At 71.7% G+C, this 18796-nt stretch carries 19 protein-coding genes; 9 read left to right on the top strand and 10 right to left on the bottom strand.

What is annotated here, in order from left to right; all coding sequences use genetic code 11:
• Nucleotides 1–3 precede the first annotated feature (3 nt).
• From ACZ49B_RS30580 to hemL, 5 genes are all read right to left on the bottom strand, one after another.
• Nucleotides 4–783 (bottom strand): cytochrome c biogenesis CcdA family protein, encoded by a 780-nt coding sequence (locus tag ACZ49B_RS30580; RefSeq protein ID WP_468312005.1) that lies wholly within the window; start codon nucleotides 781–783, stop codon nucleotides 4–6.
• A gap of 4 nt (nucleotides 784–787) precedes the next feature.
• Nucleotides 788–1384: a TlpA family protein disulfide reductase gene (locus ACZ49B_RS30585; protein ID WP_468312007.1), complete on the bottom strand. Its 597-nt coding sequence runs from the start codon at nucleotides 1382–1384 to the stop codon at nucleotides 788–790.
• A 101-nt stretch (nucleotides 1385–1485) separates the two neighbouring features.
• Nucleotides 1486–2721, bottom strand: a complete 1236-nt coding sequence (locus tag ACZ49B_RS30590; RefSeq protein ID WP_468312009.1) for a polysaccharide deacetylase family protein — start codon at nucleotides 2719–2721, stop codon at nucleotides 1486–1488.
• Nucleotides 2722–2795: 74 nt separating this feature from the next.
• Nucleotides 2796–3476 carry a histidine phosphatase family protein gene (locus tag ACZ49B_RS30595; protein WP_468312011.1) on the bottom strand — a complete coding sequence of 227 codons (681 nt, stop codon included), beginning with the start codon at nucleotides 3474–3476 and terminating at the stop codon, nucleotides 2796–2798.
• Nucleotides 3473–4807: a glutamate-1-semialdehyde 2,1-aminomutase gene (hemL, locus tag ACZ49B_RS30600; RefSeq protein WP_468312013.1), complete on the bottom strand. Its 1335-nt coding sequence runs from the start codon at nucleotides 4805–4807 to the stop codon at nucleotides 3473–3475. Before hemL ends, ACZ49B_RS30595 begins: the two co-directional genes overlap by 4 nt.
• A 305-nt stretch (nucleotides 4808–5112) precedes the next feature.
• Between hemL and ACZ49B_RS30605 the strand changes: the two genes are divergently transcribed.
• Nucleotides 5113–5550, top strand: coding sequence for a hypothetical protein (locus ACZ49B_RS30605; protein ID WP_030161262.1), 438 nt, complete (start codon nucleotides 5113–5115; stop codon nucleotides 5548–5550).
• Nucleotides 5551–5568: 18 nt separating this feature from the next.
• On the opposite strand, the gene ACZ49B_RS30610 is transcribed toward ACZ49B_RS30605, so the two are convergent.
• Nucleotides 5569–6600, bottom strand: coding sequence for a serine hydrolase domain-containing protein (locus ACZ49B_RS30610; protein WP_468312015.1), 1032 nt, complete (start codon nucleotides 6598–6600; stop codon nucleotides 5569–5571).
• Nucleotides 6601–6854: 254 nt separating this feature from the next.
• Complete coding sequence (locus ACZ49B_RS30615) at nucleotides 6855–8279, bottom strand: FAD-binding oxidoreductase (protein WP_468312017.1); 1425 nt, start codon at nucleotides 8277–8279, stop codon at nucleotides 6855–6857.
• A 200-nt stretch (nucleotides 8280–8479) separates the two neighbouring features.
• Here ACZ49B_RS30615 and ACZ49B_RS30620 point away from each other — a divergent pair, with 200 nt between their 5' ends.
• The gene (locus tag ACZ49B_RS30620; protein WP_468312018.1) at nucleotides 8480–8776 is read left to right on the top strand and encodes a hypothetical protein; all 297 of its coding nucleotides are present in this window, start codon (nucleotides 8480–8482) and stop codon (nucleotides 8774–8776) included.
• 4 nt (nucleotides 8777–8780) lie between these two features.
• Nucleotides 8781–9521, top strand: a complete 741-nt coding sequence (locus ACZ49B_RS30625; RefSeq protein ID WP_468312020.1) for a Mut7-C RNAse domain-containing protein — start codon at nucleotides 8781–8783, stop codon at nucleotides 9519–9521.
• A gap of 28 nt (nucleotides 9522–9549) precedes the next feature.
• On the opposite strand, the gene ACZ49B_RS30630 is transcribed toward ACZ49B_RS30625, so the two are convergent.
• Nucleotides 9550–10068, bottom strand: coding sequence for a hypothetical protein (locus ACZ49B_RS30630; RefSeq protein WP_468312021.1), 519 nt, complete (start codon nucleotides 10066–10068; stop codon nucleotides 9550–9552).
• A gap of 122 nt (nucleotides 10069–10190) precedes the next feature.
• Between ACZ49B_RS30630 and ACZ49B_RS30635 the strand changes: the two genes are divergently transcribed.
• The 3 genes from ACZ49B_RS30635 (at nucleotide 10191) to ACZ49B_RS30645 (ending at nucleotide 11839) form a co-directional block, all read left to right on the top strand.
• Nucleotides 10191–10526 carry a YnfA family protein gene (locus tag ACZ49B_RS30635; RefSeq protein ID WP_266665022.1) on the top strand — a complete coding sequence of 112 codons (336 nt, stop codon included), beginning with the start codon at nucleotides 10191–10193 and terminating at the stop codon, nucleotides 10524–10526.
• Nucleotides 10527–10589: 63 nt separating this feature from the next.
• Nucleotides 10590–11351 (top strand): SDR family oxidoreductase, encoded by a 762-nt coding sequence (locus tag ACZ49B_RS30640; RefSeq protein WP_468312023.1) that lies wholly within the window; start codon nucleotides 10590–10592, stop codon nucleotides 11349–11351.
• A gap of 125 nt (nucleotides 11352–11476) precedes the next feature.
• Nucleotides 11477–11839: a Uma2 family endonuclease gene (locus tag ACZ49B_RS30645; protein WP_468312025.1), complete on the top strand. Its 363-nt coding sequence runs from the start codon at nucleotides 11477–11479 to the stop codon at nucleotides 11837–11839.
• A gap of 70 nt (nucleotides 11840–11909) precedes the next feature.
• On the opposite strand, the gene ACZ49B_RS30650 is transcribed toward ACZ49B_RS30645, so the two are convergent.
• Nucleotides 11910–13103: an RtcB family protein gene (locus ACZ49B_RS30650; protein WP_468312027.1), complete on the bottom strand. Its 1194-nt coding sequence runs from the start codon at nucleotides 13101–13103 to the stop codon at nucleotides 11910–11912.
• Nucleotides 13104–13295: 192 nt separating this feature from the next.
• Here ACZ49B_RS30650 and ACZ49B_RS30655 point away from each other — a divergent pair, with 192 nt between their 5' ends.
• From ACZ49B_RS30655 to ACZ49B_RS30665, 3 genes are all read left to right on the top strand, one after another.
• The gene (locus ACZ49B_RS30655) at nucleotides 13296–14153 is read left to right on the top strand and encodes a DUF3558 domain-containing protein (RefSeq protein WP_468312029.1); all 858 of its coding nucleotides are present in this window, start codon (nucleotides 13296–13298) and stop codon (nucleotides 14151–14153) included.
• A gap of 172 nt (nucleotides 14154–14325) precedes the next feature.
• Entirely contained in the window at nucleotides 14326–15093 is a 768-nt protein-coding gene (locus ACZ49B_RS30660; protein WP_468312031.1) for a DUF3558 family protein, read from the top strand.
• A gap of 126 nt (nucleotides 15094–15219) precedes the next feature.
• Nucleotides 15220–16839, top strand: coding sequence for a DUF2637 domain-containing protein (locus ACZ49B_RS30665; protein WP_468312033.1), 1620 nt, complete (start codon nucleotides 15220–15222; stop codon nucleotides 16837–16839).
• A 75-nt stretch (nucleotides 16840–16914) separates the two neighbouring features.
• Here ACZ49B_RS30665 and lysS read toward each other — a convergent pair whose 3' ends face one another.
• Entirely contained in the window at nucleotides 16915–18654 is a 1740-nt protein-coding gene (gene lysS / locus ACZ49B_RS30670) for a lysine--tRNA ligase (protein WP_468312035.1), read from the bottom strand.
• Nucleotides 18655–18796 lie beyond the last annotated feature (142 nt).

An 18796-nucleotide genomic window follows, 5' to 3' on the forward strand; every position in this document is an offset into this window, starting at 1 on the left:
TCCTCAGATCCCCACCGTGAAGCCTTGGGTCCAGCTCTGCATGTCGTTGACGATGCTGGCCCACAAACCTGTGACGAGCAGCAGACCGGTCAGGACCAGCATGCCGCCGCCGATCCGCATCACCCATGCATAGTGCTGCTTCACCCAGCCGAAAGCGCCGAGCGCCTTGCGGAAGGCGATCGCGGCGAGGACGAAGGGCAGGCCCAGGCCCAGACAGTAGGCGACGGTCAGCAGCGCGCCCCGGCCGGCGCTGGCCTGGTCGAGGGAGAGCGTGTTGACCGCGGCGAGGGTCGGGCCCATGCAGGGGGTCCAGCCGACGCCGAAGAGCACACCGAGCACGGGCGCGCCGAGCAGGCCCGCGGTCGGCTTCTTGTGGAAGCGGAACTCCCGCATCGTCAGGCCCGGGATCAGGCCCATGAAGAACAGCCCGAGGACGATCACCAGTCCGCCGAGGACCCGGGAGATGATCTCCCTGTTCTCCTGGAGCGTCCCGCCGAAGTACCCGAAGAGCGCTCCGGTGGAGACGAACACGGCCGTGAAACCGGCGATGAACAGGCTCGCCCCGGCCAGCATCCGGCCGCGCCGGGCCTCAGCGAGGTCGGCCCCGCCGATGCCGGTGACGTACGAGAGGTAGCCGGGGACCAGCGGCAGCACGCAGGGCGAGAAGAACGAGACCAGCCCGGCGAGGACCGAGATGGGCAGAGCCAGCATCAGGGCCCCGTCGAGGACCGTCGTGTTCACGCCGGTCGGCTCGGCGGCCAGGGTGAGGAGCTCGGAGACCACGAGGTCACTGCTCCGCGAGAACGGGGTCGATCATCGAGCGCAGCTGCTCGTCGTTGATCGCGACGAGGGTGCGGGCGGCGATCTTGCCCTCCTTGTCGAGGACGATCGTGGAGGGGATGGCCTGCGGGTTGAGGGTGCCCGCGGGGAAGCGGAGCATCAGCTTCCCGTCCGGATCGTAGAGGCTCGGGTAGGTGATCCCGAAGTTCTCCTCGAACGCGACGGCGTTCTGCTTACTGTTGTCGCGGGTGTTGATGCCGACGAACGCGACGTCCTTGCCAGCGTCGGCGAGCTCCTTCGACACTTGCGCGAAGTACTTGGCCTCGTTGCGGCACGGCGGGCACCAGGAGCCCCACACGTTGAGGACCACGACCTTGCCCTTGAGGCTGGTGACGTCGAGGGTCTTGCCGTCGACGGTCTCGCCGTCGAGCTTGGGTGCCTCGGTGCGCGAGCTCTTGGCGACGGTGGAGATGCCGGCGGTGCCGGTCACGTAGTTGCCGCCGGCGGAGCCGTTCGGCTTGCCGCCGGCGTCGTCGCACGCCGACAGGGTCACGGCGCTCGCGAGGGTCACCGCGGTGAGCAGGAGAGCACGGCCAATTCTCATGTGAAAAGTTTCGCATGAGCGATTTGCGGATCTTTCCCGCCCCCCGACGGTGCACTGAGCCGCTGGTCAGCCGGTCAGCCGGTCAGCCGGCGGGTCGCCGGTCAGGCAGCAGAGAGGTACGTGTTCCAGCCTCCGGCCGGCGACTGGCCCGGGGCCAGCTCCTGGAGCCGGGCGAGCAGCTTGGGGTCCTGGACGTCGAGCCAGTCGGCGAACTGCCGGAAGGAGACCAGCCGTACGTCCTTTTTGTCCGACATGCCCTTGAGGGCTTCCTCGACGGCGTCCATGTAGATGCCGCCGTTCCATTCCTCGAAGTGGTTGCCGATGAAGAGCGGCGCGCGGTTCGTCTCGTACGCGCGCCGGAAGCCGCCGAGGTAGGTGCTGGTGGCCTGGGTGCGCCAGGCCGGGTAGTTGGAGGGCACGCCCCGGGTGGTGTTCTTCGACTGGTTGGCGAGGATGTTGTAGTCCATCGACAGCACCTCGAAGGAGTGCCCGGGGAACGGCATGGACTGCAGCGGCAGGTCCCAGATGCCCGACTTCTTCCCCGGCCAGACCTGGAGGCCGCCGGGCGAGGAGGCGTCGTAGCGCCAGCCCAGCTTCTGCGCGACCGGCAGCATGGCGTCCCGGCCGAGCAGGCAGGGGGTGCGGCCGCCGACCAGTTCCTTGCGGTAGTCGAAGGGCAGGGGTTCGAGGTCGGTGAAGCCGGTGTTGGTGCGCCAGTTGGTGACGAAGGACACGGCCTGGTCGATCTCGCTCTGCCAGTCGTCCGGGGTCCAGTGGGCGACGGAGCCGGAGCCGGCGCAGAAGTGGCCGTTGAAGTGGGTCCCGACCTCATGGCCGTCCAGCCACGCCTCGCGGACGCATTTCAGGGTGTTGCGGACGTTCTCGTCCTTGAGGTAGCCGATGTCGGAGGCCCCGGCCGGGTTGTTCGGCGGCTTGTAGAGGTCCTTCTTCGACTCGGGCAGGAGGTAGATGCCGGAGAGGAAGAAGGTCATGGCCGCGCCGTGGTCCTTGGCGAGCTTGAGGAAGCGCGGGAAGAGGCCGTTGCCGATCTCCCCCGCACCGTCCCAGCTGAACACCACGAACTGTGGCGGGGTCTCGCCCCGCTGGAGCGGCACGGGCTTGTCCGGCTGCCGGGGCTGCGGGCCGGAGTCGGCGGTGGAGCCGTCACCGATCGGCCGGGCCGGGGCCGCGGACCCGGACGGGCCGGAGCCGCCGGGACCGGGGCCGGGACGGCCCGGGCGGTCGTCGGCGCCGCAGCCGACGACCCCGGCCGCCACCGCGGCTGCGCCGAGCCCGAGCAGCCCCCTTCGAGTGAAGTCGCGCTTCGCATCGCTCATGAATAGTCACATAAACGGACTTTTCAATGAAGTCGAGGCTCCGCGCGGCAATTCGACAGGACTTGTATGAACTTTTAGGCGCCGAAGGCCTTCGACTTCCCCTTCACCGGCTTCGCCCCCGCGAGCAGATGCGCCGGGACCAGGTCCCGGGCCGGCTCGCTGTAGCCCACCGACACCAGCCGGTCGCCCTGGTACGTGAACGACGTCAGCGAGGCCAGCGTGCACTGCCGGCGCCGCGGGTCGTGCCACAGCCGGCGCTTCTCCGCGAAGCTGCGCACGATCCAGATCGGCAGCTGGTGGCTGACCGCCACCGCCTCGTGGCCGCGGGCCGCATCGCGCGCCGCCTCGACGGCGCTCGTCATCCGGACGACCTGCTCCACGTACGGCTCGCCCCAGGACGGCTTGAACGGGTTCGTCAGGTGCTTCCAGTTGGCGGGCTTGCGCAGCGCGCCGTCCCCGACACCGAAGGTCTTGCCCTCGAAGACGTTCTCCGCCTCCAGCAGCCGCGCGTCCGTCGCCACGACCAGGCCGTGGCCCTTGGCGACCGGCGCCGCCGTCTCCTGCGCCCGCTCCAGCGGGGAGGAGACCACGTACGTGATGTCACGGTTCTGCAGGTGCTCCGCGACCCGCTCGGCCATCTCGCGGCCCAGCTCGGAGAGGTGGTAGCCGGAACGGCGCCCGTACAGCACCCCGTCCGGGTTGTGCACCTCGCCGTGCCGCATCAGGTGGACGACGGTGATCTCGCTGCTGCTCATGCGGTCCCCTCCGGGGTGGCCTGCGCGGCGGCGCGGGCGGCGGCCGGCAGCGCGGCCGCGATGCGCTCGACCGCCTGCTCGTCGTGGGCGGTGGAGACGAACCACGACTCGAAGGCCGACGGCGGCAGGTACACGCCCTGCGACAGCATCGAGTGGAAGAAGCCGTTGAAGCGGAAGGACTCCTGCTTCTTGGCGTCGTCGTAGTTCTTCACCTCGTCCTCGGTGAAGAAGACGGAGAACATGTTGGACGCGGTCTGCAGCCGGTGCGCGACGCCCTCCTTGGCGAGCGCGTCCGTGACCAGGCCCTGGATCTGCGCGGAGACCGCGTCGACCTTCTCGTACGCGGCCCCGTCGAGCAGCCGCAGCTGCGCGAGGCCCGCGGCGGTCGCGACCGGGTTACCCGACAGCGTGCCCGCCTGGTAGACCGGGCCCGCCGGAGCCAGGTACCCCATCACGTCGGCGCGGCCGCCGAACGCCGCGGCCGGGAAGCCGCCGCCCATGACCTTGCCGAAGGTCATCAGGTCGGGCTTGACCCCGTCGACGCCGTACCAGCCGGCGCGGGAGGTACGGAAACCGGTCATCACCTCGTCGGAGATGTACAGCGCGCCGTTCTCGCGGCACAGGTCGGCGAGCCCCTGGTTGAACCCGTCGGCCGGCGTCACGACACCCATGTTGCCGGGCGCGGCCTCGGTGATCACGCAGGCGATCTCGCCGGGGTGCGCGGCGAACGCCGTCCGAACCGCGTCCAGATCGTTGTACGGCAGCACGATCGTGTCGCCGGCCTGCGCGCCCGTCACCCCGGGGGTGTCCGGCAGCGCGAAGGTCGCGAGCCCGGAACCGGCAGCGGCCAGCAGCGCGTCCACGTGGCCGTGGTAGCAGCCGGCGAACTTCACGACCTTGGCCCGGCCCGTGAAGCCGCGCGCCAGCCGGATCGCCGACATGGTCGCCTCGGTGCCCGAGGACACCAGGCGGACCTGCTCGACGGGCTCGATGCGCTCGACGATCTCCTCGGCGAGCGCGACCTCGCCCTCACCGGGCGTGCCGAAGGAGGTGCCGCGGGCGACGGCGGCCTGGATGGCCTCCACCACGGCCGGGTGGGCGTGGCCGAGAATCATCGGCCCCCACGAGCAGACCAGGTCGACGTACTCGCGGCCGTCGGCATCGGTCAGGTACGGACCGGTACCGGACACCATGAACCTGGGCGTTCCACCCACGGCGCGGAAGGCCCGCACAGGAGAGTTCACGCCGCCAGGCGTCACGAGGGACGCGCGGTCAAAGAGAGTCTGCGAGACTTTGGCTTCATACGGGTACGGGTAGCTCACACCAGCCATGGTCTCATCAGGCCGCGACTGACTTGCGGACGGGCGTTTCACCGCGCCGCCCCTGGGGAGGTCACTGCCATGATGATCAGGCTGCGTGGCGGGGGCCGCGGGGCCGGGGCAGGCAAGACCAGTCGGGTGGAGATATGCAACGCGGTGGTGGACCGGGCGAGGGTACGGACGGCCTCGACCCGCAGCGCGCCCGCGAGGCGCGCGAAGCCCGCCGCCGAGGCAAGCACCGGCGCCGGGCGGCGGACGCGGCAGATCCGGTACCCGGGCCCCTCGAGGATCCCGACGGCCTGCCCAAGGGCCGCGGCATGGGCGTGACCTACAAGTACTTCGGCGCGCCCGACGGCGCGACGGCCGCCCGGGTCCCGGTCACGATGCGCCCGGAGGAGCTCGGCGGCGACGAGCTCGGCATGGGCGGCCTCTTCACCAAGATCAAGCCCGAGACGGTGGCCGCGATGGTCCTGACCGGCATCGAGGGCATACCCCTGCACAAGGTCCCCCCGCTGGAGCTGGTCGTCCTCCACCCCGACTACGCGGTGGTCAAGCTCCCGATGACGGTGGTCGACCCCCTGCGCGGCATCGGCGAGGAGTCGGTCGGCGCCGCGGCGTTCATCTGGTCCACGGTCCCGGACCGCGGCGGCCCGCGCGACGCCTTCAACGTCTACCAGCTGCTCCACGAGTGGCAGGACTTCAGCCACCGCCTGCACGAGGCGGGCCACCAGCCGTACTGCCTGGTCTGGCCCTGACGGCTTCCACTCGCCCGGTCAGCCGGCGGCGAGGGTCTTGAGGGCGCGCTCGCGCAGCGGGTTGATCCGGATGCGCGAGGCGGCGCCGTTGTGGACGGCGTTGGTGACGACGACCACGTACCGGCCGGTGGCGGGAGCGAGGTGGAGGCTCGTACCGGTGAAACCGTGGTGGTAGGCCACTGTGCCGCCGGCGGCGAGGATCCAGCCCAGGCCGCGCTGCAGACCGGGCTCGATCTCGGCCTGCGGGACGAGACCGGCCCGCAGCCACCCGCCCAGCGGGCTCCCGTCCCCGGCGAGCAGCCGCTCGGCGTATGTGGCGAGGTCGGCGGCCGGCGCGAAGACCCCGGCGTGGCCGGCGACGCCGCCCATGACGGCCGCGTTCTCGTCGTGGACGGCGCCCCAGAGCCGGTCGTGGCCGTCGTGCCGCTCGGTCGGCGCGACCCGGGGCGACTGCTCGACGGGCCCGTACGCGGTGTCCGCCATGCCCAGCTCGGCCCACAGGACGGCGGCGAGCTCGTCCAGCGGCTGCCGGTGGACGTGGGCGAGCGCGAGGCCGAGGAGGATGTAGCCGCGGTTGATGTAGCGGTGGGCGCCCGGCAGGTTCTCCATGAGCTCGCGGCAGATCAACTCGTGCAGGGGCCGCCCGGTCAGGTCGTAGAGGTCGAACCGGGTGGCGGCCCGCAGGCCCGAGGTGTGCGAGAGCAGCTGCCGCACGGTGGCCTCCCCGCTCGGCATCGGCCCGTCCATGGGCGGCAGGAACTCCCGTACGGGAGTGTCGAGGTCCAGCAGGCCCGCGTCGACGGCACGGCCGACGAGCGGCCAGGTGGCGGTGACCTTGGTCAGGGACGCGATGTCGTAGACGGTGTTCGCGTCGGGAGTGCCGGGGCCCGTGAACGGGGAGACGACGCCGGCCGCCCGGACGGTACGCTCCCCGGCCGCCGTACCGCAGACGACGACCCCGCCCGGGGTGGCGCCGTCGGCGACGGCCTCGCGCAGCGCGTCGTGCAGTCCGCTGGTCTCGGCGGTCGTGAACGGTACGGCCTGGTTCATCTGTGCCTCCGGCTCGGTGGTGGCCTCTGCTCTCGCCACCCACCCTGGCCATGCCGTCGCGCGAGTGCCCGTAGCCGCGCCGACGGGCACCTGCGGCCACCGGCCGGCCGCTTGGCTCCGCCACCCAGGGCGTCGTCCACAGCTGAACCGCACGAGGTGGCCCCGGTCCCACCGAACCGCCCCTACGGTGAAGCTGTGACCAGCACTTTCACAGCAGACCCCAGGCGGCGGTCGGGGCCGGGAGCCGGCTCCGGCTACGCGGCGGTCGGGGCCGCCGGCGGGATGTTCTGGTTGAGGCGGAACACGTTCCCCGGGTCCCACTCGGCCTTCAGCGCCCGCAGCCGGTCCAGCTTCCGCTCCCGCGCCCCGTAGGCCTGGCGGATCCGCTGCTCGCCCTCGTCCATCAGGAAGTTCACGTACACGCCCGCGTGGTACGGCTCCAGCGCGGACCAGAACTCCCGGACCCACCCGCACTCCTCGGCGTACCCCTCCGCCGTCTTCGTGATCCCGTTGATGTTGAGCATGTGGCCGAGCCCCCGCCCGCCGGCCGCCGTGTCGTCCTCGCCGACCCGGGCGACCGCACCGCCCAGCTGGAACAGCGGGAAACCGCTCTGCGGCGAGGCGATCCGCCCCGCGTACTCGGCCATCGTCTCCACGACCCCGTCGGCGAGCCGGTCGAGGCCGCAGCCCCGGAAGTAGTACCACCAGCCGTGCGGGAACGAGGCGTCGAACATCGCCTGGTGCGCCAGGTACGGCTTCGGCCGGCACAGATCGAGCAGCGGCCGCCCGTACTCCCGCATCGGCCGCATCACTTCCTCACCGGCCGCCACCTCCCCCACCCAGCAGCCGATCACCATCACCACGCGCCGGCCGTACAGCTCCGGCGGGATCGCCGGCAGCGGCGGGACCTTGCGGTGGACCACGATCGTCGTCAGCTCGTCGGGCACCTCCGCGATCCACTCCCGGTAGCGGCCGAGCACCTGCGCCGCATCCTCCACCGGCCACATCACCGGCCCGGCGAGCACGGTCGGGCCGACCGGGTTCAGCCGGAACGTGAACTCCGTGACGATCCCGAAATTGCCGCCCGCCCCGCGCATCCCCCAGAACAGCTCCGGCTCGTGCGAGGCGCTCGCCGTGATCCGGTCCCCGCCCGCCGTGACCAGGTCCACCGACAGCAGCTGGTCCACGCTCAGCCCGTACTTGCGGCTCAGCCAGCCGATCCCGCCGCCGAGGGTGAGCCCCGCGACCCCCGTGTGCGTCACGATCCCCGACGGCACCGCCAGCCCGAACGGCTGCGTCGCCGCATCCAGCTCGCCGAGCAGCACCCCCGCCTGGACCCGGACCGTACGGGCCTCGGGATCCACCCGGACCTCCTTCAACGCCGACAGGTCGACCACCACGCCGCCGTCGCAGACCGAATGCCCGGGGAAGCTGTGCCCGCCGCTGCGCACCGCGACCGGCGCACCCGTCTCCACCGCCCACTTCAGCGCCGCCACCACATCGGCCGAACCGGTGCAGGGCGCGATCAGGGCGGGATGCCGGTCGATCGCCCCGTTCCAGATCCGCCGGCGCTCCTCGTACGGGGCGTCCCCGGCCCGCACGAGGCTCCCCCGGAAGGAACGCGCCAGCTCGTGGTACGCGGAGTCGTCCAGCCGGACCGGCACAGTCGAGGTACCCATGCGACACTCCCGGCGGCTCGTCGCCGCTCTCCCACGAGTCTTCCACCACGGTGACGGGCGGGCCAGCCGTGGACCGCCCGCGCCACGGGCTGCGCCCACTGGTCGAGCCCACTGGTCGAGCCCGCTGTTTGCGCCCACTGTTTGCGTCCACTGTTTGCGTCCACTGTTTGCGGAGGTCACCGCGCCGGGTCACGGTGGGCATGACCCCCCGGGCCCAGCCCCTCGACGCGGGCCTCGCCTCCCCCGCCCTACGCCGGGCCGGCCCCGTCACCTCGGCGGTACTGCTCGCCTTCGCCGCGAGCAACCTGGGCGCATGCTTCTTCCTCCAGGGCTTCGCCTGGCAGATGCCGGGCGACCCGACCGGCTACGCCCTGTTCCACCGAGGCCCGCGGCCCCGGCGGGGCCCAGCCGGCCGGGGCTCGCCTCCGCCGGCTGCGCCCCGCCTGCGGCGACACCGTAAATTCGGCCGCGCCGCCGCGGCCCCGATGGCATGCTGACAGCGTGAACGGACCCGGCATTCAGCTCACCCTCGCCCCCGAACTGCGCCTCTTCGCCCCGCCCAGCCGGCGGGCCGAACGCGTACCGACGCCCACCGACGGCGCCTCCAGCCTCGGCCACGTCGTCGAATCGGCCGGCGTCCCGCTCACCGAGGTCGGCCGGCTCCTCGTCGACGGACACGAGGTGCCCGTCTCGTACGTGCCCAGCGCCGGGCAGTCCGTCGAGGTCTTCGGCGTCGAGCGCCCCCAGCACGTCCCCGGCGCCCCGCCACTGCGCTTCCTCCTCGACGTCCACCTCGGCACCCTCGCCCGCCGCCTGCGCCTGCTCGGCGTGGACACCGCGTACGAGAACGAGGACATCGGCGACCCCGCCCTCGCCACCCGCTCCGCCGCCGAGCAGCGCGTCCTGCTCTCCCGCGACCGCGGACTGCTGCGCCGCCGCGAGCTCTTCGCCGGCGCGTACGTCTACAGCGACAACCCCGACGAGCAACTGCGCGACGTACTCGGCCGGTTCGCCCCCGCCCTCGCCCCCTGGACCCGCTGCACCGCCTGCAACGGGCCGCTCCGCAACGCCGACAAGGAAAGCGTCGGCGACCGCCTCGAAAGCGGCACGCACCGCTCGTACGACGTCTTCGCCCAGTGCACGGCGTGCGAGCGCGTCTACTGGCGCGGCGCCCACCACGCCCGCCTGGAGCGGATCGTCAGCGAGGCCGTGGAGGAATTCGGCGGCGTGGCCACCCCGTAGCCGGGAGCGGCCCCGCCCTTCCCCGGGCTCAGAAGGCGTACGCGTCGCCCGTGTCCAGCGCCAGCACCGCGTGCTGGTTGTTGGACAGGTCCCGGTCGGACGCCCCGCCGTTCCACCACGTGTCGATCCGGACCACGACCTCCGGTACCGGCTGCTTCAGCTCCAGCAGCAGCCCGACGTGCCGGCCACGCCCGTGCAGCGGCAGCGCACCCGTCTCGCACACCACCTCGCGCAGCCCGGCCCGCGCACAGCCCTCCGCCAGCTCCTGCCGGTCCGCGAGCTCCGCAGACAGCCGGACCCGCAGCGTCGCGTTCGGCAGCGGGGCCGGCCCCTCGTTCTGCGGCACCACCCACACCCTCAGCCGCCCCTGGGACAGGGACACCCGCCCGTGGTACGCCACGTCCGCCTCGGGTCCGCTCCACGCCTCGGCCCTCCCGGACATCCCCGGCACCCCGGGCACCCCGGACACCCCGGACACCGCGAGCACCAGCAAGCCCGCCACCACCACACTCCGTACGGCACCACGGCGCACCGCCACCACCTCCACGCGCGGAGGCTAGCCAGCGGCGCCCCCGTCCGGTCGGACCATCACACGAACGAGGGCGTGCCCCTCCCCCAACCGGCGGGCGCCGAACCGGCCCCGCGGGCCGTCTGCGTACGCTTCGAGCCATGCTGATCGCCCGCTCCGCCGCCCTGTTCGCCCTCGCCGCGCTCCTCGAGATCGGCGGCGCGTGGCTCGTCTGGCAGGGCGTCCGCGAGCACAAGGGCTGGGCTTGGATCGGCGCCGGCGTGATCGCCCTCGGCCTCTACGGCTTCGTCGCCACCCTCCAGCCCCAGGGCGACTTCGCCCGCGTCCTCGCCGCGTACGGCGGAGTCTTCGTCGCCGGCTCCCTGGTGTGGGGCATGGCCGCCGACGGCTACCGCCCCGACCGCTGGGACATCGCCGGCGCGCTCGTCTGCCTCGCCGGCATGGCGGTGATCATGTACGCCCCGCGCGGCCGCTGACCCCCGCCTATGCTGGCGGGTATTCGCCCGTACGAACGACCGAACGCCCGAGGAGCCCCGCACATGAGCACGGCCACCCGAACCGCCGTAGTCACCGGCGCGAGCAGCGGCATCGGCGCGGCCACCGCCCGGCAGCTCGCCGACGCCGGCTACCACGTCGTCCTCACGGCCCGCCGCAAGGACCGCATCGAGGCCCTCGCCGCCGAGCTCACGGCAGCCGGCCGCTCCGCCACGGCCCACGCCCTCGACGTCACCGACCGGCCCGCCGTCGACGCCTTCGCGGCCTCGCTCGACCGCTGCGACGTCCTCGTCAACAACGCCGGCGGCGCGATCGGAGCCGAGCCCGTCGCCACCGGCGACCCCGCCGACTGGCGCACCATGTACGAGGTCAACGTCATCGGCACGCTCAACCTCACCCAGGCCCTCCTCCCCGCCCTCGTCGCCAGCGGCGACGGCACGGTCGTGGTCCTGTCCTCCACCGCCGGCCACTCCACGTACGAGGGCGGCGCCGGCTACGTCGCCGCCAAGAACGGCGCCCGCGTCCTGGCCGAGACCCTCCGCCTGGAGATCGTCGGCCAGCCCGTCCGCGTCATCGAGATCGCCCCGGGCATGGTGAAGACCGAGGAATTCGCCAAGACCCGCTTCCGCGGCGACGCGGAGAAGGCCGAGAAGGTCTACGCCGGCGTCGCGGCCCCCCTCACCGCCGACGACGTGGCCGACACCATCACCTGGGCCGTGACCCGCCCCAGCCACGTCAACATCGACCTCCTGGTGGTCCGCCCCCGAGCCCAGGCCTCGAACACCAAGGTCCACCGCGACCTCTGAACCCCGCCGCCACACTCCCGGCGGCCTTCAGATGCAGCACGAAGGTCGCCGTCAACCCCCTTGACTCGCCGTGCAGTTGGGGTCTCGATCACCCGCACGACACCGAATGGGTGAATGCGCGCGAAATGTCAGCTCGCGCGGATACGCCCATCCCGGACTTCGCACTCGTCAGCAAGGACTTCCTGGACTTCAAGGGACGCAACAACTGCTACTCGCCAGACGTCTTCCGCCTGGTGGTCGAGGTCACCTCCTCGAACTGGTCGGATGACCTCGGCTCCAAGGTCGACGCCTACGCCAAGGCCGACATCCCCTTCTACATCGTCGTCGACCGCCGCCACGACGAGGTCGTGGTCTGCCGCGACCCGCGCAACGGCACCTACCGACTCCGCACATCCCACAAGCGGGGCGAGTCCATCACGGTCCCGGAGTACGTCGGGGTGTCCCTCGACCTCCCCGTGAACCTCCTCCTCGACGGCGACGAGGACTGATCTCACACGGAGGAGCCCGGACCGGTGACGGTCCGGGCTCCTCCGTTCCCCCGACAACTGCACGCCAGGCTCAGCCCTTGATGCAGATGACCTGCTTGAGCTTGGCCACGACCTCGACGAGGTCCGTCTGCTGGTCGATGACCTGCTCGATCGACTTGTACGCGCCCGGGATCTCGTCGACCACGCCCGAGTCCTTGCGGCACTCCACGCCCTTGGTCTGCTCCGCCAGATCCCGCGACGAGAACCGCTTCTTCGCCGCCGTCCGGCTCATCTTCCGGCCCGCGCCGTGCGAGGCCGAGTTGAACGACTTCTCGTTGCCGAGACCCTTCACGATGTACGAGCCAGTCCCCATGGAGCCCGGGATGATCCCGTAGTCACCGCTGCCGGCGCGGATCGCGCCCTTGCGGGTGACCAGCAGGTCCATGCCGTCGTACCGCTCCTCCGCCACGTAGTTGTGGTGGCAGCTGATCTCCTGCTCGAAGGAGACCTTCGCCTTCCGGAACTCCCGGCGGATGACCTCCTTGAACAGGCTCATCATCACGGCCCGGTTGTACTTGGCGTACTCCTGCGCCCAGAAGAGGTCGTTCCGGTAGGCCTGCATCTCCGGGGTCTTCGCGAGGAACACCGCGAGGTCGCGGTCGACCAGGCCCTGGTTGTGCGAGAGCCCCCGGGCGACCTCGATGTGGTGGGCGGCCAGCTCGTTGCCGACGTTGCGAGAGCCCGAGTGCAACATGAGCCACACCGAACCGGACACATCGATGCAAAGCTCGCAAAAATGGTTCCCTTGGCCAAGGCTTCCCATTTGCCGCATGGCCCGCTCACGCCGGAACTTCACCTCGTCCGCCAGGTAGTCGAACCGCTCCCACAGCCCGCCGTACCCCTCCACCGGGAACCCGTACAGCCGGTCCGGGTCCACCGGCTCACGGTGCATGCCCGCGCCCACCGGGATGGCCCGCTCGATCTTCGAGCGCAGCTTCGACAGGTCTCCCGGGAGGTCGTTCGCCGTCAGGGACGTCTTCACCGCCGACATGCCGCAGCCGATGTCCACGCCCACCGCCGCCGGGCACACCGCGTCCTTCATCGCGATCACCGAGCCGACCGTGGCGCCCTTGCCGTAGTGGACGTCCGGCATGACCGCCAGGCCCTTGATCCACGGAAGGGTGGCGACGTTGTGCAGCTGCTGCATCGCGCCGGCCTCGACCGACGCCGGGTCGGTCCACATCCGGATCGGGACCTTCGCTCCCGGTACCTCTACATACGACATACGGCTTCAATCCCCCGAGAAGCATAGAAAATTCGTTATACGCAAAAAGCCTCGCTCTTAGCCCCAAACCAGACAGGGGACCGGCGCCAGCACCAGCGTGTGCGATAGACATTGTGTTCATCCGCGTCCAAAGCGCGGCAACGCATTTTCCTGACCGCCGGGCCGCCGGCCGGTCGAAGGGAGCCAGTGGACGTGCAGCGCAAGTCGGTACGGCGACGACGACGAGTCCTGCCGGGCATCGCGATGCTCACCGCACTCACGGCGGGCCTGACCGGCCTGACCGGGTGCACCAGCGGGAACGGCGCCGGGGACGAAACCGACTCCAAGGCGGGCGACAGCAGCCCCGCACCCGCACCGGCCGGCAAGTACCGCAGCCTGCCCGCGCCGTGCAGGGCCGCCGACGGCAAGCGCCTCAAGGCCATGCTCCCGGCCGCGGACAGCCTCACCGACGAGCAGCGCGTGCAGCTGTACGCCGGCGCCGCGGACACCTCGTACGACGGCGACCGGCACGTCGGCTGCCGCTGGACGGCGCAGACGCCCGAGGAGACGCGGCTGCTGTCGGTCGGCTTCGAGCGCGTCGTCTCGTACGACCGGACGCTCATGAGCGACGACGACAAGGCGCGGCAGGTGTACGTGCGCCGGCTGACGGATGCGCACCTGCCCTTCCCCGGCCCCACGCCGAGCCCCGCCGCCGCCGGTACGGGTACCGGCCCCGCCCCCTCCGGCCCGCCGGCCGCGAGCGCTCCTCCGCCGGCCGGGCAGTCGCCGTCGCCCGGCGCCGCCAGCCCCTCCGCGCCGCCGCCCGAGCTCGGTTCCCGCGTCATCGAGGGGCTCGGGACCGAGGCGTTCCTCGAGGACAAGCTGAGCGCGGCGGGTGCCAGCGCGGCGCAGGCACGGACCGTGCGGATTGTGTTCCGCACCTCGAATGTCATCGTCACCGTCGAGTACAGCGTGCAGCCCGCGCTGCCCGGTACGGTCCCGGCGAGCCCCGAAACCCAGGACAAGGCACGGCAGTTGGCGCAGGCTCTCGTCGAGCGTTTCAACGACTGAGAGGACGGCCGGGAGCGGGCGCGGGGGGCGCGGCGTGACGGCGCGCACAGCAGGCGCGCGCCGGATCGGGCTACCGTTGCTCGGGTCCCGCGCCCGCACAGCACGCCGCACCGCACCCCGCACCGCACCCGTACCGCGTCCACAGAACGCGCCCCAACGTACTGAAGGAACCATGCACCGATCAGCCTCGCGCCTCACTCGCGTTCTCGCCTGCGCAGCCGTCCCGGTGATCCTCACCGTCGCCGGCTGTTCGTCCGACTCGGGCAAGGACTCGGGTTCGGGCGGCGACAAGAAGCCCGGCGCGTCCTCGTCCGCCAAGCCGAGCGGCAAGGCGTCGGCCGCGCTGGAGCAGGCGGCGTTCGCGACGCTGCCCGACCCGTGCAAGTCGATCGAGACGAAGACCGTCGAGACCCTCGTCCCGGAGGCGAAGGACAAGAACGGCACCGCGACCAAGTCGAACGACCTGACCACCCGCGCCAGCTGCTCCTGGAACGGCCTGGACGAGGACGGCCTGAAGGGCTCGCAGTACCGCTGGCTGTCGATCTCCCTGGTCCGCTACGACTCGCACGCCTCGCTCGGCGGCGCGAACAAGCGCGCCGAGGAGCAGTTCAACAAGCAGGTCGAGGCCGCGAAGACGGCCGAGGGCGCGCACGACGTGAAGGTCGAGCAGACGAGCGGCATCGGCGACCAGGCGTCGTCGGTCGTGTACGGCGTGAAGAAGGACGTCGACTTCTTCAACACGACGATCGTGGCGCGCGCGCAGAACGTCGTGATCACGCTCGACTACAACGGTGCGGCGTACGAGGGTGCCGGCGCTCCGGATCAGGCCAAGCTGCTCGAGAACGCGATCGCGGCGGCGAAGGAGACGGTGGCCTCGGTCGGCACCGCCAACCAGCAGCAGAAGCAGCCTGAGCAGCAGGCTTCTCCCTCCGCGCAGTAGGCGTCGGCGGTTCCGGGCGGCGCCGGGGGTGCCCGGCGCCCGCTAACGGGAGGCTGACATTCAGTCACCTGCGCAGTCACCCGTACGCTGTGCCTGCCGTAGCTCGACAAGGGGAGGGGATCGCGGGTGGCCGCGATGCAGCTGACTCGTACGCACCGGATACTCATCGGCGTCGTGGTCGCAGGAGCCGTGGTCATCGCGGGGATCGGTTTCGCGGGCTCGTACGCCGCGGTCCGCGCGCTCGCCCTGCAGAAGGGGTTCGGGAGCTTCTCGCTGGTGTTCCCGATCGGCATCGACGCGGGCATCTGTGTGCTGCTCGCCCTGGACCTCCTCCTCACCTGGATCCGGATCCCGTTCCCGCTGCTGCGCCAGACGGCGTGGCTGCTGACCGCGGCGACGATCGCGTTCAACGGTGCGGCGGCCTGGCCGGACCCGCTGGGCGTGGGCATGCACGCCGTGATCCCGATCCTGTTCGTGGTCACGGTGGAGGCGGCCCGGCACGCGGTGGGCCGGATCGCGGACATCACCGCGGACCGCCACATGGAGGGGGTCCGGATCACCCGCTGGCTCCTGTCTCCCGTCCCCACGTTCAAGCTGTGGCGCCGGATGAAGCTGTGGGAGCTGCGGTCGTACGAGCAGGCGGTCGGCATGGAGCAGGACCGGCTGATCTACCAGGCGCGGCTGCAGGCCCGGTACGGGCGGGCCTGGCGCCGCAAGGCCCCGGTGGAGGCGCTGATGCCGCTCCGGCTGGCCCGGATCGGCGTCCCCCTCTCCCAGACGGCCCCGGAGGGCCTGGCGGCGGCGGGCATCGACCCGGTCCTGCTGCCCCCGGCGGCCGCGGCCATCGCGACGGGCGCGTCGGTGCCGGGGGCATCGGCTCCGGCCCTGGAGGCGGGCGCGGCGGCCCTGGCGGGCTCCGGTGCGGCGGGCGGCCGAGGGCAGGCGAACATCGCCGGCCAGGCGGGCCTGGCGGGCCTTGCCGGCGCAGCCGGGGGCATCCCCGGCCAGGCAGGTATACCGGGCCGGCCGGGCGCAGCCGCGGGTATCGCGGGCCTTCCCGGCGGAGCCGAAGGCCGGCCCGGCCTTGCCGGCGCAGCCGCAGGCATCCCCGGCCAGCCGGGCGTTCCCGGCGGAGCCGGCGGCCCCGTGGGCCAGGCCGTGCCGCAGGCGCCGGCCGCGGCCTTCGCCCCCGGGGCGGAGCCCCACCCGGGGGCTGGGGCGGAGCCCCAGTTCCAGGAAGGGGCGGGGAGGGGAACAGCCCCGCAGGGCCACACCCCGCCCCCCTTCGCGGTCGACCCGACGGCCATGCCCGCCGCCCACGACAGCGCCTGGTTCGCCGCCCCGCTCGCCCCGCAGGCCGCGTACGAGGGCGGGTACAACCCCCAGTACGTCGAGGGCCTGGAGCCGACCCCGGTCATGCCCCCGACCGGCCCCGACGAGGACGTTCCGCAGCAGGAGCAGCTCCCCGTGCCGGCCGTCGCCGAGGCGGACGCCGTCGATGACGGCGACTTCGACGGCGACCTCGACGGCGACTTCGACCAGGTCAAGTTCAACGAGGCGGCGTACGAGGTCTTCCGCGCGTACCTCGACGAGCACTCGGACTACCCGACCCCGGAGCAGGTGGACATACACCTCTCGGACCGTCACGGTCTCGGCCACCCGCGCAGCTCCTCCATGATCCGCAAGCTCATGCCGGGCCTGAAGCTGCGCTACCAGCGCGAGCTGGAGAACGAGCACATCGCGTAGGCCCCGTGCCGCGCACGGCAAGCGGAAGGGCCCGCACCCCTCGGGGGTGCGGGCCCTTCGTCGTCTGCATCAGGCTCAGGCGGCCAGCAGCTTGCGCACGCGGTCCGCGCCCACGGCGAGGAGCAGCGTGGGCAGGCGGGGCCCGGTCTCCCGGGTCACGAGCAGGCGGTACAGCAGCGCGAAGAACGAGCGCTGTGCGACCTTGAGCTCGGGGGTGGGCTTGGCGTCGGGCTCCAGGCCCGCCATCACCTTCGGCACGCCGTAGACGAGCGTGGTGAGCCCGTCGAGCGACCAGTGCGAGTCCAGCCCGTCCACGAGCAGCCGCAGCGACTCGCGGCCCTCGTCGTCCAGGGAGGACAGCAGCTCGGTGTCGGGCTCCTCGCGTACGAGGGTCCGCTGGTCGGCCGGGACCTGGGTGGTGATCCAGTTCTCGGCGCGGTCCAGGCGCGGCCGTACCTCGTCCAGCGAGGTCAGCGGCTGCGACGGGTCCAGGTCGGCCAGGATGCGCAGGGTCTGCTCGTCGTGCCCGGCGGTGATGTCCACGACCGACGCGAGGGTCCGGTACGGGAGCGGGCGCGGGGTGCGCGGCAGCTCGTGCGAGGCGACACGGACGGCGCGGGTGTGCGCGGCGGCGTCGGCGGGCAGCACGGAGCCGTCGGCGACCTTGGCCTCGAGCTTGTCCCACTCGTCGTAGAGCCGCTGGATCTCCTGGTCGAAGGCGATCTTGAAGGACTGGTTGGGCTTGCGGCGGGCGTACAGCCAGCGCAGCAGCTGCGGCTCCATGATCTTCAGCGCGTCGGCCGGGGTGGGGACCCCGCCCTTGCTGGACGACATCTTGGCCATGCCGCTGATGCCGACGAACGCGTACATCGGTCCGATCGGCTGCTCGCCGCCGAAGATGTGCACGATCTGGCCGCCGACCTGGAACGACGAGCCGGGCGAGGAGTGGTCGACGCCCGAGGGCTCGAAGATCACGCCCTCGAAGGCCCAGCGCATCGGCCAGTCGACCTTCCACACCAGCTTGCCGCGGTTGAACTCGCTGAGCTTGACGGTCTCGGTGAACTCGTCCTCGGTGCAGACGTAGGTCAGCTCGGTCGTCTCGTCGTCGTACGAGGTGACCTTGGTGAAGTCCTTGCCGCACTGGCCGCAGTACGGCTTGTACGGGAAGTACCCGCCCTCGGCGCTGCTGCCGTCGTCCTCGGCGGCCGCGCCGGAGCCCTCGGCGGCCTCCAGCTCGGCTTCGTCGACCTGCTTCTGCTGGGGCTTCTTGCCGCCCGGCTTCTGCTTGGTGCGGTACTGGTCGAGGACGGCGTCGATGTCGCCGCGGTGCTTCATCGCGAACAGGACCTGCTCGCGGTAGGCGCCGGAGGTGTACTGCTCGGTCTGGCTGATCGGGTCGTACTCGACGCCCAGCTCGGCCAGCGCCTCGACCATGGCGGCCTTGAAGTGCTCGGCCCAGGTCGCGTACGCCGATCCGGCCGGGGCCGGGACGGAGGTCAGCGGCATGCCGATGTACTGGCCGTAGGTCTCGGGGTCGACGCCGGGGATGCCGGCCGGCACCTTGCGGTAGCGGTCGTAGTCGTCCCAGGACAGGACGTGCCGGACCTCGAAGCCACGGCGGCGGATCTCGTCGGCGACCAGGTGCGGGGTCATGACCTCGCGGAGGTTGCCGAGGTGGATCGGGCCGGAGGGGGAGAGTCCGGACGCGACGACGACGGCTTTGCCCGGGGCTCGGCGCTCCGCCTCGGCGATGACCTCGTCCGCGAAACGGGAGACCCAGTCGGTCTCGGTGCTGCTCTGGGCGCTCTGAGCCACGACACGTCCTTCTATCTCGAATGCTGGCTTCAGCCATTCTCCCAGACGGAACAGGCCGCTCCGGGGTTGCCTGCGGACCCCCTTTATCCCGGGCATCGGGCAGTCCCCACGTGGGATACTCGGGGCTTGTCGGAACAACCAA

The organism is Streptomyces sp. NPDC031132 (assembly GCF_055570595.1).

Bases quoted from the DNA above. Each gene is read 5' to 3' on its own strand.
- ACZ49B_RS30585 (WP_468312007.1), bottom strand. From the start codon at position 1,384: ATGAGAATTGGCCGTGCTCTCCTGCTCACCGCGGTGACCCTCGCGAGC.
- ACZ49B_RS30590 (WP_468312009.1), bottom strand. From the start codon at position 2,721: ATGAGCGATGCGAAGCGCGACTTCACTCGAAGGGGGCTGCTCGGGCTC.
- ACZ49B_RS30595 (WP_468312011.1), bottom strand. From the start codon at position 3,476: ATGAGCAGCAGCGAGATCACCGTCGTCCACCTGATGCGGCACGGCGAG.
- hemL (WP_468312013.1), bottom strand. From the start codon at position 4,807: ATGGCTGGTGTGAGCTACCCGTACCCGTATGAAGCCAAAGTCTCGCAG.
- ACZ49B_RS30605 (WP_030161262.1), top strand. From the start codon at position 5,113: ATGGGCGTGACCTACAAGTACTTCGGCGCGCCCGACGGCGCGACGGCC.
- ACZ49B_RS30610 (WP_468312015.1), bottom strand. From the start codon at position 6,600: ATGAACCAGGCCGTACCGTTCACGACCGCCGAGACCAGCGGACTGCAC.
- ACZ49B_RS30615 (WP_468312017.1), bottom strand. From the start codon at position 8,279: ATGGGTACCTCGACTGTGCCGGTCCGGCTGGACGACTCCGCGTACCAC.
- ACZ49B_RS30620 (WP_468312018.1), top strand. From the start codon at position 8,480: ATGACCCCCCGGGCCCAGCCCCTCGACGCGGGCCTCGCCTCCCCCGCC.
- ACZ49B_RS30635 (WP_266665022.1), top strand. From the start codon at position 10,191: ATGCTGATCGCCCGCTCCGCCGCCCTGTTCGCCCTCGCCGCGCTCCTC.
- ACZ49B_RS30640 (WP_468312023.1), top strand. From the start codon at position 10,590: ATGAGCACGGCCACCCGAACCGCCGTAGTCACCGGCGCGAGCAGCGGC.
- ACZ49B_RS30645 (WP_468312025.1), top strand. From the start codon at position 11,477: ATGTCAGCTCGCGCGGATACGCCCATCCCGGACTTCGCACTCGTCAGC.
- ACZ49B_RS30650 (WP_468312027.1), bottom strand. From the start codon at position 13,103: ATGTCGTATGTAGAGGTACCGGGAGCGAAGGTCCCGATCCGGATGTGG.
- ACZ49B_RS30660 (WP_468312031.1), top strand. From the start codon at position 14,326: ATGCACCGATCAGCCTCGCGCCTCACTCGCGTTCTCGCCTGCGCAGCC.